The organism is Oxalobacteraceae bacterium OTU3CAMAD1, assembly GCA_024123915.1.
GTDB lineage: Bacteria > Pseudomonadota > Gammaproteobacteria > Burkholderiales > Burkholderiaceae_D > Rugamonas.
Window position 1 is genome coordinate 4,461,953 of sequence record CP099650.1, and the last position, 17,429, is coordinate 4,479,381.

Consider the following 17,429-nt stretch of genomic DNA (forward strand, 5'->3'; position numbering starts at 1 on the left):
TATTTGTTCCAGATTGGTGCAAATTTTAAGTCTATGATTTAACTGTATTTTGTTTTGGTGCGAGCTGGCGCACCATCTGCGGGCGCACCGAAAGATGGCATCATTTTGGTGCGCCCGCGTTTTCGGACCGCTTCCGGTTTTAGATCGGTGCTCCCGGCGGAACCGGCGGCGCGGCGCGCAGTTTGACGCTTCGAGGGTCCTTCAGATAGGCGGTAATCAGCTCCGCCGCTTCCCTGCGGCTGGTGGCCGTCACGCCCTTGCCTGGATTTTTTTGCAGCCACTGCGCCAGCTCGCGCGCCGATTGTGTGACTTCGGCCGCCACGTTAGGATGCAGTTTGCCGCCATCGAGCAAGTTCAGTACCCCGTCGACCAGTACCCAGTTTGCCGCCAACTGCACCGCCTCGCCGGCAACGACCGACGCCGGCACCGGCTCCCGTTTCCACGTCTTTTGCAGCAGCAGCGACAGCACTTCCCCAACGCCGGGCTGCTGCGCGTCGCGCGCATGCTGCCACGCGAGGCGGTTGATGCGGCCCGCGTCCAGCAGGAAGCCGGCCGTTTGCGCGGCGCCCGCCTCCGCGATCGAGAAGGCGTCGAACACGGAGCCCATGCGGGTGGCGAAGTACTCGCGGCCACGATCGTGCCCCGCAGCCGGAGGCGTCAGAACATCGAGCACGTTGGCTGGCAGAGCAAGATACTCCGCCCGCAGGCTGTCTGCCAAGCAATTCAAGGCTTGGCGCTGTACGGTCGCCGGAGTAATTCTGACGCCGGCCTTGCCGATGCCGGCTTTGACGTCGCCGCTGGTGGTGTAATCGAAATCGCCGCCGCCGATCAGGCGTGCCACCGCCTCGCCCTGGTAGCGTTGCAGCAGATAGAGCGGCACCAGGCGCGCTTCGAGCTCGCCGATCTGGCGTGCGTCGGGCAGCACATCGACCGAGAAGGTTTGCAGCGCGCGCTGGCGCACGGCGCCCAGTTGATCCCAGGTCTTGATCGTGTCCGGGCCGAAGTCCCACAGCAGGCCGTCCGGGTGGCTGGCGCCGGGTGTGCGGTCATCCTGGTCGCTGGAATACAGCAGCCCTGCGGCCTTGGCGTCGGCGCGCAGCTTGGCCAGCGCGGCCTGCTCGTGCGCGCCGCCGCCGAAATCGCCGTAGACGTATTTGACGATGTAGTCGTCCCACGGCCCCACACCGACGCCATACGCGTCCGCCAGATCGACGTCGCCCTGGGCGTTGAGCTTCAGGATAGGATGAGGATAATCCATCACCGAGCCGTTGCCGTTGCCGAAGCGGCTGGCGGCGAAGTTATGCGCGAAACCCAAAGTGTGGCCGACTTCATGCGCCGACAATTGGCGCAGGCGCGCCAATGCCATCTCCTCGGCCAGTTTATGTTTGTCCGCCGGCGCGTTTTTACCGTAAGGCGCGAGCAGGCTCTCGGCGATGAGGATGTCCTGCCGCACCCGCTGCGATCCAAGCGTAACGGCGCCACGAATGATCTCGCCGGTGCGTGGATCGGCCAGCGCGTTCCCGTACGACCAGCCGCGCGTGGCGCGGTGCACCCAGTGGATCACGTTGTAGCGGATGTCCATGGCGTCGACGCCTTCGGGCAGCAGCTCGACCCGGTAGGCATCTTTGAAGCCGGCCTTCTCGAAGGCGCTGGCCCACCACGAAGCGCCCTGCAGCAGCGCGCTGCGCACCGGCTCCGGCGCGCCCCGGTCGACGTAGTACACGATCGGTTTCTTGACGGTGCTGACGGCCGCCGACGGATCGGTCTTTTCGAGCCGGTGCCGCACCTGCCAGTGCACGTCGATACTGCTGGCGAGCGGCGTGGCGAAGTCGAAGTAATTGACATCGAAGCCGCCGGAAAACGGATGATAGCTGCGCGGCCGCCAGCCGGCCTGGCCGTCGATCTTCGGCAGGCGCACCATGCTGATGCGCTGGCGCATCGACAGGCTGGCCGGGTCGGCGGCGACTTGACGCACATATTCGGCCTGGCCCGGTCCTGCGAAGGTCAGCAGCGATTCGAGTTCCACATTGTCGGGGAAGGCTTTGGCCTGTTCGGCCAGCACCGCGCTGCGCGCCGGATCGACCTGATAGGCGCCTTGCTTGGTGGCCGCCAGCCGGGCGGCGCTGCCGTGGCGGTCGGCCAGCAGGAAGCTGGAGAAGTCAACCAGGTGCGCGCCACCGTCGCTGGCCAGGATGTCGCCCGACCACAGCACGGCGTTGGCGAACGATTCCTTGACGGCGGCCCGTTCATCCTTGTCCGCCGACGCGGCGATGTAGGCGGTATTGTCCTGCGCCAGAAACAGCTTGGCGCCATGTTTTTCGAAATGGACCATGCGCATGTCGCCGGCCTGGCCGCGATCGAGGCCGACGTCGTTCGAGCCCAGTGCGTACGGCAGGGAACTCAGTAGCAGGAAGGGCTGCTCCAGCGACGCCACCGACAGCAGCACCCTGCCCTTGGCCGCGTCGCGCCAGACGTCGATGAAGCCCGGCTGCGATTGCAGGCCGCGCGTGACGTCCGCCACCGATTTGGCGGGAGTGTTCGATTGCGCCAGCGCCGGTGCCCCCGGCGCCGCGCCCATCATCAGAAGAGCGAGCAGCAGCGGCCCGGCGGCTGGCGCGGTCCTCATTGCGGGCCCGCCGCCTTGACAGCCGCGGTCGCCGGCGCAGGAGCGGTTTGCGCCCCAGTGGTTTGCACCGCCGGCGTCGCGCCGTCCATTTGCAGCGCGCGGCTCAGGAAGCCCCAGCGGTCCGCCACCTCCTCGATCTGCTTGGTGGTCGGCTTGCCGGCGCCGTGGCCGGCCTTGGTGTCGATGCGAATCAGGATCGGCGCGGCGCCGGCCTGGTCGGCCTGCGCGGCGGCGGCGAACTTGAAGCTGTGCGCCGGCACGACGCGGTCGTCATGGTCGGCGGTGGTGATCATCGTCGCCGGATAGCAGGTCCCCTTTTTCAGGTTGTGCAGCGGCGAGTACTTGACCAGCGCCTTGAACTCCTCCGGGTTGTCGGACGAACCGTAGTCCGACGTCCACGCCCAGCCGATGGTGAATTTATGGAAGCGCAGCATATCGAGCACGCCCACCTGCGGGATCGCGGCGGCGAACAATTCCGGACGCTGCGTCATCGCCGCACCGACCAGCAGGCCGCCATTGCTGCCGCCGCCGATGGCCAGTTTGGCCGGCGACGTGACCTTGTGCGCGATCAGCCATTCGGCCGCGCCGATAAAGTCGTCGAACACGTTCTGCTTTTGCAGCTTGGTGCCCGCCTCGTGCCACGATTCGCCGTACTCGCCGCCTCCGCGCAGATTGGCCATGACGTAGACGCCGCCCATCTCCAGCCACGCCAGATTGGCGACCGAGAACGACGGCGTCAGCGACACATTGAAGCCGCCGTAGCCATACAGGTAGGTCGGATTGGCGCCGTCCAGCTTCAAGCCCTTCTTGGCGACGATGAACATCGGCACCTTGGTGCCGTCACGGCTGGTGAAGAACTCCTGGCGCGTCTCGAAGCCGGCCGGATCGAAATCCACCTTCGGCTGGCGGTACACGCTGCTCTTGTTGGCCTTCAGGTCGTAGCGGTAGATCGTCGTCGGCGTGGTGAAGCTGGTGTACGAGTAGAAGGTCTCGGTGTCGGCGCGTTTGCCGCTAAAGCCGCCGGCCGTGCCGAGGCCCGGCAGTTCGATATCGTGCAGCGGCTTGCCTTTGAGGTCGAACACCTTGACCAGGCTATGCGCGTCGCTCAGGTAGTCCACCAGCAGTTGGTGGTTGACGATGGACGCCGACACCAGCGTGTTGGAGCTTTCCGGCACGATCTGCTTCCAGTTCAGCACCGCCGGCTTGCGCGTGTCGATGCTGACGATGCGGCCGCGCGGCGCGTTGCGCTCCGTGTGGAACCAGAACACCGGACCTTCGTTGCCGACGAAGTTATAGACGGCGTCGAAGTCCTCCAGCAGGCCGACGACCTTGGAATCCTTGCGGCTCAAGTCCTTGTAGAACACGCGGTTCTTGTTCTCGGTGCCTTGCGAGGCGGTGATGATCAGATAGCGGCCGTCCTGGGTGACGTCGGCGCTGAAGCCCCAGTCCTTGTGGTCCGGACGGTCGTAGACCAGCGTATCGGCGTTTTGCGGCGTGCCCAGTTTATGGAAGTACAGCTTCTGGAAGTAGTTGACGTCTGCCAGCTTGGTCGCTTCCTTCGGCTCGTCGTAGCGGCTGTAGAAGAAACCGGAACCGTCGTGCAGCCACGCGGTGTTGGAGAACTTGACCCACTTGATATGGTCTTCGACGTCCTTGCCGCTCTCGATGTCACGCACCCTGATCTCGTTCCAGTCCGAGCCCGAGGCGGCGGTGCTGTAGGCGAGATATTTGCCGTTCGGGCTCACGGCCAGTCCGGCCAGGGCGACGGTGCCGTCGGCGGCCAGCTTGTTCGGATCGAGCAGCATGCGCGGCACGTCGGCCAGCGTCTTCATCGTATAGAGCACGGACTGGTTCTGCAGGCCGTCGTTACGGCTGTAGAAATAGCGTCCGCCTTCCTTGAACGGCACGCTGAAGCGCTCGAAGTTCCACAGCTTGGTCAGGCGCGTTTTGATCGCGTCGCGGCCGGGGATCTCCGACAGGTAGCCTTGCGTGAGTTTGTTCTGGGCGTCGACCCAGTCCTTGGTGTCGGCGCTGTTGGCGTCCTCCAGCCAGCGGTACGGATCGGCCACTTTGACGCCGTGGTAATCGTCGGTCTGGTCGACCGTGCGGGTGGTTGGATAGGTCAGCGAGGTGCCGGTGGTGGCGCAGGTCTGCGCCATGGCGCCTTGCGCCAGCAGGACGGCGGCCGCCAGCGCGGCGCGTTTCAATTGCTTCATGCGTGGTTCCGTGGGTCGTAGGATGATATATCGATGATAGCTTGCCTTATGACAAATAAGCAACGTTAGGCAGCCGATCCCGTCGTGTTTTATTCGGCGCGCAGTACCCGATCGGTGGGGACGATACGGACGTCGTGCATTTGATCGAGGTAGGCTTCCAGATACGTTTGTGGGAGGCGCCGACCACCACGAGCACGCGCATGCCGGGCCGCACGGTCATCGCGTCGCGAATGTTGGATGCCATGCGCAGATTGCGCGTCTCCCAATAAGCGACGTAGCCGCGCCCATAGCGGCACGGCGATGGCTCCTCCAACGCCGCGCCGAGGTCGCTGCGGAAGGCCTGCTCCGGGCACCGGAACGTGGCAGGCTGCAGCGATGAAAACAGTCGTGAATAGACGGTGCATACATGCTCCTGAAATGGGGTTTCAGCAGTGTATGCGACAAGCGGCGCCGAAATGGATGAGCTTGCGACGTACGGCAAAAAAGCTTGCATGAAATGCAAATAGCGGCGATGGGCCGAAGCCGCGAGTCAGATGAATACGTGATTCCCCGTCGTCTCGACGGACGGCGCCTGCCACTTCTCCAGCCAGGCGATCATCTGGTCGCCGGGGATCGGCCGGCTCATGAAGTAGCCCTGCCCCTGGTCGCATCCCAGGCTGGCCAGCAGGCGCCATACGGCTTCGCTCTCGATGCCCTCGGCCACCACGCGCAGGCCCATGTTGTGCCCCAGGTCGATGGTCGAGCGCACGATCTTGGTGTCGCCTTCGTCGTGCTCCATATTGAGCACGAAGGACTTGTCGATCTTGAGCTCATTGACCGGCAGCCGTTTCAGATACGCCAGCGACGAATAGCCGGTGCCGAAATCGTCGATCGACAAATCGAAGCCCATGGCGCTGAGGCGCTCCAGCGTGGTTTGCGCCCGCACCGGATCGTCCATGATGGCGCTCTCGGTGATCTCCAGGCAGAACGAGCCGGCCGAGAGATTGTGGCGTACCAGCAGGTCGGCGAACTTCGTTGGCAGGTCCTGGTCCAGCAGGTCGCGCGTGGACAGATTGACCGACACCTTCAGATGATGCCCCCTGGCCGCCAGCTCCTGGCACAGCTCCGCCGAACGCTCCATCACCCAGCGCGTGAGCACGCGGATAAAGCCGGTCTGCTCAGCGAACGGAATGAATTCGTCCGGGAACACGTTGCCGCGCTCCGGATGCACCCAGCGCACCAGCGCCTCCATGCCGACCACCTTGCCGGTATCGAGCATGATCTTGGGCTGCACGTGCAGGCGGAACTCGTTGCGCTCAATGGCGCTGCGCAGTTCCGTCAGCAGCGACAGGCTCTTTTCGCTGGACTTGTCCATCGCCGCGTCGTAGACCACGGCGCCGTCGTTGCGCTGCTTGGCCGCGTACATCGCCACCTCGGCCATGCTGAGCAAGGCTTCGCCGTCGCTGCCGTGGAGGGGATAACCGGCGATCCCCAGGCCGGCGCCGATGTCGACCATCTGCTCCTCCAGCGACAGCGGCGTCTCCAGCGCCTGCAGGATTTCGGCCGCCATGCGCCGGGCCGCCTCGACGTCCGACGCCGGCAGCAGCACCGCGAATTCGTCGCCGCCCAGCCGCGCCACCTGCGCCGACGACTGCCGCCGGTTCGCCAGCAGCAGTTGCAGGCGGCCGGCCACCTGGCGCAGCAGCGCGTCGCCAAAGCTGTGGCCCATCACATCGTTGACGTGCTTGAAGCGGTCCAGGTCCATCATCAGCACGAACACGGCCTCCTCGCGTTTGCGGGCGTCCTCCATCGCGTCGTTCAGCAGCAGCAGGAACTGGGCGCGGTTGGGCAAATTGGTCAAGGTGTCCCAATACGCCAGGCGGCGGATTTCCTGTTCACGCTTGGCGATCCCCTCGCGCATCGAATCGAAGGCATGGGCCAGCGCGCCGATTTCGTCTTCGCGGCTGGTGTCGATCTGGCCTTTGTAGTCGCCCTGCTCCAGGCGTTTGGCGGTGTCGGCCAGCTCGCTGATCGGCTGGGCGATGCGCTTGGCGGTGAAGATGATGGCCAGCGCCGAGATGGCGATGCCGCCGGCGGTGAGGAAGATCAGCCAGCGCTCCAGGCGCGCGTATTCGGCGGTGGCCTCGTCGATCGAGCGCGCCAGCAGCACGCTGGCGGTCTGGCCGTTGTCCTGGCCGATCGACATCAAACGCGCGCTATAACGGCCGGTTTCCACCTCGATGTCGAACGGTCCGGTGGGCGCGGCCGGCAAGGCCTGCAACTGCTCGACCACCGATTGCGCCGAGGCGCCCACATACGTGGAGCCGGCCGACATCCATTTGCCCTGCGGGTCGCGCGTCAGCACGGTGGTGTGCAGCGAACTGACGTCGCGCATTTCGTTGGCCAGCTGGCGGTCGATCGGGAAGGTCATCACGATCCAGCCGATGGTGATCGGCGCCTTGACCGGCATGACGACGATCTGGTACGGGCGGCGCTCGATGATGGCGATGCCGTTGGCGCCATCGGCCGCTTCGGCCGCGTCGAGCATGCTGACGGCCATTTTCTCCAGGCCCGCTGCCTGGGTAGTGTTGGTCGATACGCTGATCTTGCGCTCGGCGCTGATCAGCATCGTCAGCGACGCCTTGATGCGGCGCCCGCTGTTGGCCAGCGCCGATTCGATGGTGGCGCGATCGCCTTCGTCGTTGTTACCGATGGCGGCCAGGAACGCCGTGTCGCGCGCCAGCAGACGGGCGCCGAAGCGCAGGTTCTGGGCGTTTTGATCGAGCAGGCGACGAAATACCTTGGTGCCGTTATTGAGTTCACCGCCGATGGCCAGGCGCGCGTTGTTATCGATGCCGCGCTGGATCACCACCAGGCCGACCAGCTGCACGGCGACGATCAGGACCAGGAAAAGCCCCACGATCCGGCTTTCCAGGCTGCGAAAACGCATACGCATGCTCGGGGCGATCCTTTAATAGGCCGACGAAGTGGCGTCGGCCGCCGCTGGCTTCATCGGCAGTTTGAAGGTGGCCGTCGACAGTGTGTCGCCCGCCTTCACCGTCAACACCTGCTCGGGGGTGGCGCCGCCGACGGTGTTGTAGTGCCAGGCCTTGACCACGTACTTGCCGCCGACCGGCAGCGCGATGCGCGCGGCGCCGGCGCCGTCGGTCTTGGCGAAGTAAGGCGTGTCGACGATCTTGACGTAGGCAAGCATCTTGTCATGGATGTTACAGCCCAGGACCACGGTGCCGGCCTTGTCGAATACCTGCGGCGCGGCCGACTCGCCCGAATACAGCTTCTGGTCGAATTTATGGGCGGCCGAGAACGAGTAGATGTGATGACGGACTTTGTCGTTATTCGGGAAGAACACCTTGCTGCCGGTCTGTACCACGGTGACCAGCGGCAGGAACTTCAAGCCCTTCTGCTCGATCTGCCCATTGGCCTGCGCGTTGCCGGCGGCCGGGGCGGTTTCTGCTTCGATGTAGACCACCGTGTCGGCTAGCGGATTGCCAGCCGCGTCCTGCACTTGCACCTGCACAGTGGCACCGATGGCGCCCGCCGAAGCGGCGCTCAAACACATCAGGCTGAAAACGAGGCGGCAGCTGCTAAAACTATACATGGTGGGCCCGGGGAGCACGTGGTCTGGCTATTGTAGCGCGACAACAATGTGAAGCGGAAATACTTATTGCGACAAAGGACTAAATTCATGATGGCGTCACAAACGCGTCATAGAATCGTACAGTTAAACCCACATTTCGCAAGCGATAATCGTGAAAACTGCCAGCAAACCGCTGCACCGTAGCAACGCCCCACCCGCCGCGGTGACATACATCAGGCCCGAACTCGAGGACGAGGAGGCAGTGTTGCGCGACCATTTGTACGACATCCTTGCGCGCCGCCAGCTCAGCGCGCTGTTCCAGCCCATCGTCAACATGCAGAACGGCGACATCATCGCCTACGAAGGGTTGATACGCGGACCGTCCGACAGTCCGCTGCATTCGCCGATGAACCTGTTCAAGGTGGCGCGCGCCAGCGGGCTGACGGTGCAGGTCGAGCACCTGTGCCGCCAGGTGATACTGGAACGCTTCGCCGAGCTGGCGCTGCCCGGCAAGCTGTTTCTCAACGTCAGCCCCGACTGCCTGCTGCAGCGCGACGCGCGCCATGGCGAAACGCTGGAATTCATCCACCACGTCGGCATCAACCCGGACCGGGTGATTATCGAGCTGACCGAGAACCAGCCGACCTATGACTACGAGCTGATGCGTGAGGCGGTGCGGCACTACCGCGACATGGGCTTCCAGATCGCCATCGACGATCTGGGCGAAGGTTTCTCCAGCCTGCGCCTGTGGTCGGAGTTGCGGCCGGAGTATGTCAAGATCGACATGCATTTCATCCAGGGCATCAACAACGACCCGGTGAAGCTGCAATTCGTCCGCTCGATCCAGGAGATCGCCGAGAAATCGAACACGCTGGTCATCGCCGAGGGCATCGAGACACAGGCCGAGCTGCTGGTGATACGCGACATCGGCGTCGCCAACGGCCAGGGCTACCATCTGGGCCGGCCGCACCCGCAGCCGGCGCGCTCGGCGTCGGCCGAGGTGGTCAAGGCGCTGGCGCGCACCGGCGTCGCCGTGTACCCGCAGCGCGGCGCCGAAAAGAACGCCGCCACCATCGTCAAACTGCTCAACGAGGTGCAGACCGTTCCGTCGAACATGACCAACAACGAGGTCTACGAGATCTTCTTGAAGGAACCCAAACTGCTGATCATCCCGGTGGTCGACGGCGACCAGCCGCTGGGTCTGATCAGCCGCTTCGAGATGATCGACCACTTCGCCCGGCCCTACCAGCGCGAGTTGTACGGCAAGAAATCGTGCCGGCAGTTCATGGACGCCAAGCCGCTGATCGCCGAGCAGGACACCACCTTGCAAGAGCTGAGCTTTCGCATGGTGCAGGCCGACGCCCACCACCTGTTCAACGGCTTCATCATCACCGACCAGGGCCGCTATCTGGGCCTGGGCACCGGCCACGACCTGATGCGCGAGATCACGCAGCTGCAGATCAACGCGGCGCGCTACGCCAATCCGCTCACCCAGTTGCCCGGCAATGTCCCCATCAACGAGCACATCGACCGGCTGCTGGAGAGCGGCGCGCGTTTCTGGGCCTGCTATGTCGACCTCGACCATTTCAAGCCGTTCAACGACGTCTACGGCTACCGCCGGGGCGACGACGTCATCCAGTTGACCGGCAACATGCTCAGCGAGCGCTGCGACGCCAACCGCGATTTCGTCGGCCACATCGGCGGCGACGATTTCATGGTGTTGTTCCAGAGCGAGGATTGGGAGACCCGCTGCGCAGGCATCCTGGCCGACTTCGAGCGGAACGTGCAGGCGTTCTACAGCATCGAGGACCGCGAGCGCGGCGGCTACCTGAGCGAGGACCGCCAGGGGAAGAAGGTGTTTTACTCGTTGATGAGTCTGTCAATCGGCGTGATCCGCGTCGATCCGCACCAGTATTACTCGCACCACCAGATCGCCACGGCCGCCGCCGAATCCAAGCGGCAAGCCAAGAAAATCCACGGCAACAGCCTGTTTCTCGACCGCCGCCAGCAGCCGCAGAGCTAGCGGTAATCACATCATCGCGGTCGCGCGCGCAGCGGCACCATCCTGCGGTGCTGGGCACGCCAGCGGCGCACCAGTTCCTGCGCCTCGGCGATCGCTTCCGGGGTCATGTCCAGCGCTACCTTCTTGCGGTTGCTGGCGGCCGCGACATCGCCGCCGTCGGCCGCCAACGTCAGCCACATGAAGGAGCGCAACTCGTCGCGCTTGACGCCGCGCCCGCTGCCATACATGCCGCCCAGATTGAACTGGGCCAGGGCGTGGCCCTGCTCGGCCGCCTTGCCGTACCATTTGACCGCCTGCACATCGTCCTGCGCCACGCCCAGGCCGTTGGCGTACATCACGCCGAGGTTGTTCTGCGCGCTGGCGTCGCCCTGGTCGGCGGCGCTGCGATACCAGGCCACGGCGCGCGCCTCGTCCTTGGCCACGCCGTGGCCGTTGGCGTACATCACGCCGACGTTGAACTGCGCGTTCGGCGCGCCCTGCTCGGCCGCCATCCGGTACCACTCCAGCGCGCGCTGCTCGTCGCGGCCGACGCCGCGCCCGCGCGCATACATGCCGCCCAGGTTGTACTGCGCCAGCACGTGGCCGGACTCGGCCGCGCGCCGATACCAGGAAAAGGCCAGCTCGTCGTCGCGGTCGACGCCCTTGCCGTTGGCCAGCATGATGCCGAGATTGAACTGGGCGTCGGCGTCCTCCTGCTCGGCCGCGCGCGACAGCCAAGCATAAGCGCGCAACTGGTCGGCCGGCACGCCCAGGCCTTCCGAGTACGCCACGCCGACCAGGCGCTGGGCCACCGCATCACCCTGCGCGGCGGCCTGCCGGAACCACGCCAGCGCCTGTGTATCGCTGCGCGTGACGCCGTGGCCATGCTTGTACATCAGTCCGAGATTGAGCTGGGCGTTGGCGTCGTTTTGCAGCGCGGCCTTGCGGAACCACGCCAGCGCCAACGGATAGTTGCGGCGCACGCCGGTGCCGTGCACATAGGCTTCGCCGAGCAAGGTCTGCGCGCTGGCGATGCCCTGCTCGGAGGCGCGGTAGAACCATGACAACGCTATCTCGTCGCTGCGCGCGACGCCGCGTCCCTTTTTATACATTTGGCCGAGATTTTGCTGGGCCGAGGCGTCGCCCTGCTGCGCGGCGGCGCGAAACCAGCGCACGGCCTCCTTGTCGTTGTTGGCGACTCCCCGGCCGTTGTAGTACATCGCGCCGAGATGGTTCTGGGCGAACGCCAACCCCTGCTCCGCAGCCTTGTGCATCCAATGAAAGGCCCGATTGTCGTCCCGCGCCACGCCCTGGCCTTTTTTATAGGCCATGGCAAGGTTGAATTGCGCGTAGGGATTACCCCGCTCGGCCGCCTCCTTGTACCACACATAACTGTCGTAGCCATCTCTGGCGGAGCTCTGGTTTTTCATCACGCACCCCTTGCCAACACTGCAACTATGTTGACTAAAGTGTAAGCCTCGTAGTGACTTCAGATTTGAGCGTCGTCAAACGAGTGATGATGAAATGCTATCGTTTAAGCCTAAACTTACTGAGGGGACTGTTTTTGAAGGAATTGGTGCACTTTGGCGGCCGCCAGCTTGTTGACGGAGACGAGCAGGGCGGGATCGACACCGGCGATGCCATAGGTCGAGCCGATGTGTTTACCGATGTGTATCAGCACTTCGGCCGCCACTTCGGCGTCGGACTCGGCCCGGTGGGCCGCGCTTTTAAACCGGATGCCCAACTGCCCCGACAGATTGCCGAGCTTGTAGCTGGCCAGGTTCGGAAACACCCGGCGCGACAGCTTGAGCGAGCACACCAGCGCTTGATGGCCCGGCGTCAGGCTGAGCCGTGCCGCCTCGGCGCGCAGGAACTTTTCATCGAAGCTGGCGTTGTGGGCCGACAGCGCGTCGCCGCCGATGAAATCGAGCAGGTCCGGCACCACGCGCGAAACCGGCGGCGCGTTGTCGACCATGGCCTGGGTGATGCCGGTCAGGCCGGTGATAAACGATGGGATGCGCACATTGCAGTTGATCAGGGAGACATAACGCTCGACGATGCGCCCGCCGACGATGCGCAACGCCGCCACCTCGGTGATGCGGTCGCCCATGTCGGGCGACAGGCCGGTGGTCTCGAAGTCGAGCATGACGATGGATTTCTCAAGCATTGCGTGCGTACCTTATTAATTAGACTGCCAATGAGATTGCCAAATTAGCCGAATTTGCGCACCGCGTCGAGCGCCAGGCCGGCGCCGATGCTGCCGAACAGGTCGCCTTCGACCTTGCGCGCGGCCGGCGCCAGCGCACCGATGCGCTCGCGCAGCATGCGCACGCCGCTCGAACCGCCGGTGAAAAATACCGTATCGACATCGGCCGGCGCCACACCGGCGTCGCGCAGCAGGCTCAGCACCGTATTCTCAACCGAGCCGACCAGATGGTCGATCGAAGCGTCGAACTGCGCGCGGTCCAGTTCCAGGCTCACCGCCGGCGCCAGCCGGTCCAGCTCCAGCTTCACCTTGACGTCGTCGGACAAGGCGATCTTGCCCTCCTCCACCTTCATCGCCAGCCAGTGGCCGGCGCGCTCGTCGATCAGGCGCTGCAGGCGGCCCAGCTTTTCTTGCTCGGCGGAATCGCGCAGCAGGTCGGACAGCTGGGTCCACATCTTCTTGGTGTACGCCTGGTTGATCGTGTGCCAGGTCGCCAGATTGAAGAAGTAGCTGGACGGCACCTCGCTGTTGTTGCGCAGGCGGCTGCCGTAGCCCAGCAAAGGCATCACCGAGGACAGGCTGAGGTATTTATCGAAGTCGGTACCGCCGATGTGCACGCCGCCGTTGGCCAGGATGTCGTCGCGCCGCTCGGTCTTCTTGGCGCGCTCGGGCGACAGGCGCACCAGCGAAAAGTCCGACGTACCGCCGCCGATGTCGGCGATCAACACCAGTTCCTCGCGGTCGATCTGCGACTCGTAGTCGAACGCGGCGGCGATCGGCTCGAACTGGAAGGCAATATCCTTGAAACCGACCGAACGGGCGACCTCGGCGAGCGTATCCTCGGCCAACTGGTCGTTTTCCTTGCTGTCGTCGATGAAATGCACCGGCCGCCCGAACACGGCGGACGTGAATTCACGCCCGGCCGACTGCTCGGCGCGGTGCTTGACCTCGCCGATGAACTGGGCCAGCAACATACGGAACGGCAGCGCGCGGCCGCCCACCTCGGTCTGACCGTCGATCAGACTGGTCCCGAGCAAACTCTTCAACGAGCGCATCAAGCGCCCCTCGTAGCCGGCCAGATATTCGGCCAGCGCCGCACGTCCAAAGGTGACCTGCTCGTCTTCCGCGTTGAAGAAGACGACCGACGGCAAGGTGGTCTTGCCGTCCTCAAGCCCCAACATCACGGCCTGGCCGGGACGCACCCAACCAACCGTGGAATTTGACGTGCCGAAATCGACGCCGCAAGCATTGGCCATGTCGACCCTTCACACGTAATAAAGGGGCGTTATGCTATCAGAAAAACGCCCTCATCAGGGAAAATTGCTGTGCCACCACACCGCATAAGTAATTTCCACAAGGAAACACGATAATTGTTGTCCTAGAGTAAGTTTTTGATTATCCTCGACGTGACCGCCATGGGAGCAGCGCAGCCAGCCATACCCGGGTCCCCAAGACGATAACGAGACAATGACGAAATCCAAGCCGACAGTTGAGATCAGCGCCACGGAACACATAGCCACCATCGCCCGCGAAGCCCGCCGCGTCACCTCGTACGACGTCGCGCTGGTCGCCGGGGTCTCGCAGTCCGCCGTCTCGCGCTGCTTCAAGCCGGGCGCCAGCGTCTCCAAGGAAACCCACGCTCGGGTGATGAAGGCGGCCTCGCTGCTCGACTACATCCCCAACGCCGCCGCCCGCAGCCTGATCACCCGCCGCTCCAACATGGTCGCGGTGATCATCACCAACCAGGCCAACCTGCACTACCCGGAGCTGCTCGCCGAGTTGAGCCACCAGATCACCGCGCGCGGCAAGCGCGTGCTGCTTTTCACGCTGGCGCGCGAGACCGATGTCGACCGCGTGCTGGCCGACGTCTGGCAGTACCAGGTCGACGGCGTGATCGCCGCCGCCCGACTCAGCGACGAGCACATCGCCGAATTCGAGCGGCGCCACATGCCGCTGGTGCTGTTCAACCGCACCTTGCGCGACCGCGTCGTCAACACCGTCACCTGCGATCACCTGGAGGCGGGCCGCATGCTGGTCTCGCGCCTGGCGGCCGCCGGCCACCGCCGCTTCGGCATCATCGCCGGCACCGAGGACTCCTCGGTCGCCAACGAACGCCGCCGCGGCGCCTGCGAACGCCTGGCCGAACTGGGCCTGCCGCCGCCGGTGGTGGTGCCCGGCCAATCGGACTACCGCAGCGGCGGGGCCGGCCTGAAAGCCATCATCGCGCAAATGGGCGAGGTGCCCGACGCGATCATCTGCGGCAGCGACGTGATGGCCATCGGCTGCCTCGATTGCGCCCGCCATGAACTGGGCATCGACGTGCCGGGACAACTGTCGGTGGCCGGCTTCGACGCCGTTGAACCGTCCAATTGGTTGAGCTACAACCTCACCACGCTGCGCCAGCCGATGCCGAAAATGGCCACGGCGGCGGCCGACCTGCTGTGCGCCGTCATCGACGGCCACGAGCCCAGTCGCGATTCGCCACCCGAACGGCGCGTCTTCAGCGCCCAGTTCATCGAGGGCGCGACGGCTAGATTGACGCCGGCGGCGGCGCTGGCCGGCACGTTGGGGACCGGCAGGCGGACGCTGGTCGCTATAATGTAGCGGATGAACGCAGCCCAACCTCCCAATCCCATCCGATTTACGCCGCATGGCCTGATCCCGACGCCGGAACAAACGGCCATCCAGCTCTCCCAGAACAAGGTGGTGCTGGTCGACGCCAACGCCGGCGCGGCCAAGACCACCACCCTGGCGATCCGCATCGGCGAGGCGCTGGCCCGCAAGCTTCCCCCTGAACAGATCCTCGCGCTGACCTTCACGCCGGAGGCGCGCGACGTCATGCGCCAGCGCCTGATCGATGTCGGCGTGCCGCAGGCGCTGGTGGCGCGCCTGGCCGTGATGACGTTCGAGGACTTCGCCGCCTGGCAGCTCGACACGATCGACGGCGACAACCTGCGCCGCTGCGCCGAGGCGCGCCAACTGAAGGAATACGCGCTGGCCGCCGTCGACCGGGTCGGCGCGCGCTACGCCGGCCGGCTCGAAGCACTTGAGCTGAACACCCACAGCATCGCGCTCAGCCAGTTCCTCGATGCCCAGTTAGGGTTGAAAGCTACCATGGGGCTGGCCGCCGACGTCGACTTCATGGGCCTGGAAGAGATCGCCGAGCTGCTCGGCGTGCCGCTGGCCGACTACCTGACCACGGTGGAATACGAAACCTTGCGCCTGGACGGCGGCGCCGGCGCGGTGTTCCGCGGCCCGTTCGACGCCACCTACGACCTGGCCTGCAACCTGGAGGCCGGCGCGCGCCTGGCCGAGCACTTTCCCGACTACCGGCTGGTGCTGTGCGACGAACTGCACGATCTGAACGAAGCGGCCTTCCGCATCCTCGACGCCTTGATCGGCCGCCCGCAATGCTTTTTCGTTGGCGCCGGCGACAAGGACCAGGTCATCCACGCCAAGCTGGGCGCCAGCGAGGAATACCTGAACCGCCGCTTTGCCGAACGCCATCCCAAGCTGGTACGCTATCCGCTGACCTACAGCTACCGCCACGGCCCCCACCTGGCCTATGCGATGGCCGAATTCAAACACAAGGCGGTCGAATCGAGCCTGCCGGTGCACACGCAGATCCGCCAGGCGCACTACGCCTCGCCCGACGAATGCGCGCAACAGGCGATCGCCGCGATCCGCCAGTGGAAGGCCGACGGCCACGCCTTCGATGGTTGCGCGATCCTGATCCGCGACCGCCACCAGTCGATGGCGATCGAGAACGCGCTGATCGAGGCGGACATCGACTACCGCACCCCGGCCATGGCCGGCTACCTGCAGCGCGACGAGATCCTGTTCTTGCGCGGCATGCTGGCCATCGCCCTCAAGGACTTCGCCGCCGTCAAATCGGACCAGGTGCGCGCCGCCATCGTCGACGCCATGACCGCTTTTAGCGAAATGAAGTTCTCGGCCCGGCGCATGGACAACTTCAAGGCGCAGATCATCAAGGAACCGGCGCTGCTGGGCGAATTGTTCATGATCGAGGACGACCGCCGCGACGGCGAGCAAATTAGCTACCGCGACGTCGCCAGCCAAGCCACCAAGAAGGCCGTCATCGACGCCATCGCCTGGCTGTCGGCACTCGATCCGGCCACGCCGGCGGCCGCCGTGCTGACGGAGCTGTGCGAGCGGGTCAAGCTGGTGGCGACCGCGCGCCGCATCTTCGTGCGGCCGTACGAAGCGGGCGTGGTCAATAAATCGGTGGCCGGCCTGCTGGCATCGGCCGCCGCCTCCGGCCAGAGCCTGCGTGAATTCTGGACAGCGATGAACGCGCGCGAAGCCTTCATCCGCCGCAAGCGCGAACGCAAGGCGGTGCTGATCGAATGCGTGGCCAACGCCAAGGGCAAGGAATTCGAGCACGTGATCCTGCCGTTTTTGCAGGCCGACGAGTTCCCGCACCCGATGCAGCCCAAGCGCGACGAGGAAAACCTGTTCTACGTCGGCGTCACCCGCGCCCGCGCCCGCCTGACCCTGCTGTCGCCGGCCGACCCGGCGCTGCGCAGCGGCTTCATCGCCAATATGCGTTTGCAGCAATCGGCGGCCGCCGCCGACGCGGCCATCGCCCGCAACCAGGCCCAGCCCGCAGCCGCGCCGGGCCGCCACTATCTGAGCGCAAGCTTCCACGAAAAGGACGAAGTCAAGGCGCTGGGCGCGCAATTCGACATCGCGCGACGCGCCTGGTACGTGGAATCGGGCCGGGATATGTCACCTTTCTCACGCTGGCTGAAAAAATAATGCATTGCGCCAATTTCTAGTAG

The 17,429-nt window shown here is 64.8% G+C and carries 10 protein-coding genes and 2 pseudogenes; 3 read left to right on the plus strand and 9 right to left on the minus strand.

What is annotated here, in order from left to right; translation table 11 throughout:
• Window positions 1-139: 139 nt before the first annotated feature.
• The 5 genes from NHH88_19205 to NHH88_19225 are packed head-to-tail and all read right to left on the minus strand — an operon-like array spanning window position 140 to window position 8,440.
• Entirely contained in the window at window positions 140-2,626 is a 2,487-nt protein-coding gene (locus NHH88_19205; protein USX11828.1) for a zinc-dependent metalloprotease, read from the minus strand.
• Complete coding sequence (locus NHH88_19210; protein USX11829.1) at window positions 2,623-4,842, minus strand: prolyl oligopeptidase family serine peptidase; 2,220 nt, start codon at window positions 4,840-4,842, stop codon at window positions 2,623-2,625. The genes NHH88_19205 and NHH88_19210 overlap by 4 nt, the downstream gene beginning before the upstream one ends.
• Before the next feature lie 46 nt (window positions 4,843-4,888).
• Window positions 4,889-5,335, minus strand: coding sequence for a DUF5694 domain-containing protein (locus tag NHH88_19215; GenBank protein ID USX11830.1), 447 nt, complete (start codon window positions 5,333-5,335; stop codon window positions 4,889-4,891).
• A gap of 36 nt (window positions 5,336-5,371) precedes the next feature.
• Complete coding sequence (locus tag NHH88_19220; GenBank protein ID USX11831.1) at window positions 5,372-7,777, minus strand: EAL domain-containing protein; 2,406 nt, start codon at window positions 7,775-7,777, stop codon at window positions 5,372-5,374.
• A gap of 15 nt (window positions 7,778-7,792) precedes the next feature.
• Window positions 7,793-8,440, minus strand: a complete 648-nt coding sequence (locus tag NHH88_19225; protein ID USX11832.1) for a methylamine utilization protein — start codon at window positions 8,438-8,440, stop codon at window positions 7,793-7,795.
• Between the two features lie 244 nt (window positions 8,441-8,684).
• On the opposite strand from NHH88_19225, the gene NHH88_19230 reads away from it, so the two are divergent.
• A complete protein-coding gene (locus NHH88_19230) occupies window positions 8,685-10,442 on the plus strand; it encodes a GGDEF domain-containing protein (protein USX17380.1) in 1,758 nt (585 codons plus the stop codon).
• Window positions 10,443-10,636: 194 nt separating this feature from the next.
• On the opposite strand, the pseudogene NHH88_19235 reads toward NHH88_19230, so the two are convergent.
• The 4 genes and pseudogenes from NHH88_19235 to NHH88_19250 all read right to left on the minus strand — a co-directional run bounded on the left by NHH88_19235 (window position 10,637) and on the right by NHH88_19250 (window position 13,883).
• Window positions 10,637-11,041: pseudogene (locus tag NHH88_19235) on the minus strand (sel1 repeat family protein).
• 30 nt (window positions 11,042-11,071) lie between these two features.
• Window positions 11,072-11,752: pseudogene (locus tag NHH88_19240) on the minus strand (sel1 repeat family protein).
• Between the two features lie 215 nt (window positions 11,753-11,967).
• The gene (locus tag NHH88_19245; protein USX11833.1) at window positions 11,968-12,588 is read right to left on the minus strand and encodes a 3'-5' exonuclease; all 621 of its coding nucleotides are present in this window, start codon (window positions 12,586-12,588) and stop codon (window positions 11,968-11,970) included.
• Window positions 12,589-12,632: 44 nt separating this feature from the next.
• Window positions 12,633-13,883, minus strand: coding sequence for an Hsp70 family protein (locus tag NHH88_19250; GenBank protein USX11834.1), 1,251 nt, complete (start codon window positions 13,881-13,883; stop codon window positions 12,633-12,635).
• A gap of 211 nt (window positions 13,884-14,094) precedes the next feature.
• On the opposite strand from NHH88_19250, the gene NHH88_19255 reads away from it, so the two are divergent.
• Together NHH88_19255 and NHH88_19260 are read left to right on the plus strand one after the other, a co-directional pair.
• A complete protein-coding gene (locus tag NHH88_19255) occupies window positions 14,095-15,231 on the plus strand; it encodes a LacI family DNA-binding transcriptional regulator (protein USX11835.1) in 1,137 nt (378 codons plus the stop codon).
• Between the two features lie 3 nt (window positions 15,232-15,234).
• On the plus strand, window positions 15,235-17,406 hold the full coding sequence (locus tag NHH88_19260) for an ATP-dependent helicase (GenBank protein USX11836.1): 2,172 nt from the start codon (window positions 15,235-15,237) through the stop codon (window positions 17,404-17,406).
• Window positions 17,407-17,429 lie beyond the last annotated feature (23 nt).

What these genes read in the sequence shown, in the direction of transcription:
- NHH88_19225 (USX11832.1), bottom strand. Translation starts at nt 8,440, where the DNA reads ATGTATAGTTTTAGCAGCTGCCGCCTCGTTTTCAGCCTGATGTGTTTG.
- NHH88_19210 (USX11829.1), bottom strand. Translation starts at nt 4,842, where the DNA reads ATGAAGCAATTGAAACGCGCCGCGCTGGCGGCCGCCGTCCTGCTGGCG.
- NHH88_19215 (USX11830.1), bottom strand. Translation starts at nt 5,335, where the DNA reads ATGCAAGCTTTTTTGCCGTACGTCGCAAGCTCATCCATTTCGGCGCCG.
- NHH88_19260 (USX11836.1), top strand. Translation starts at nt 15,235, where the DNA reads ATGAACGCAGCCCAACCTCCCAATCCCATCCGATTTACGCCGCATGGC.
- NHH88_19255 (USX11835.1), top strand. Translation starts at nt 14,095, where the DNA reads ATGACGAAATCCAAGCCGACAGTTGAGATCAGCGCCACGGAACACATA.
- NHH88_19245 (USX11833.1), bottom strand. Translation starts at nt 12,588, where the DNA reads ATGCTTGAGAAATCCATCGTCATGCTCGACTTCGAGACCACCGGCCTG.
- NHH88_19205 (USX11828.1), bottom strand. Translation starts at nt 2,626, where the DNA reads ATGAGGACCGCGCCAGCCGCCGGGCCGCTGCTGCTCGCTCTTCTGATG.
- NHH88_19220 (USX11831.1), bottom strand. Translation starts at nt 7,777, where the DNA reads ATGCGTATGCGTTTTCGCAGCCTGGAAAGCCGGATCGTGGGGCTTTTC.
- NHH88_19250 (USX11834.1), bottom strand. Translation starts at nt 13,883, where the DNA reads ATGGCCAATGCTTGCGGCGTCGATTTCGGCACGTCAAATTCCACGGTT.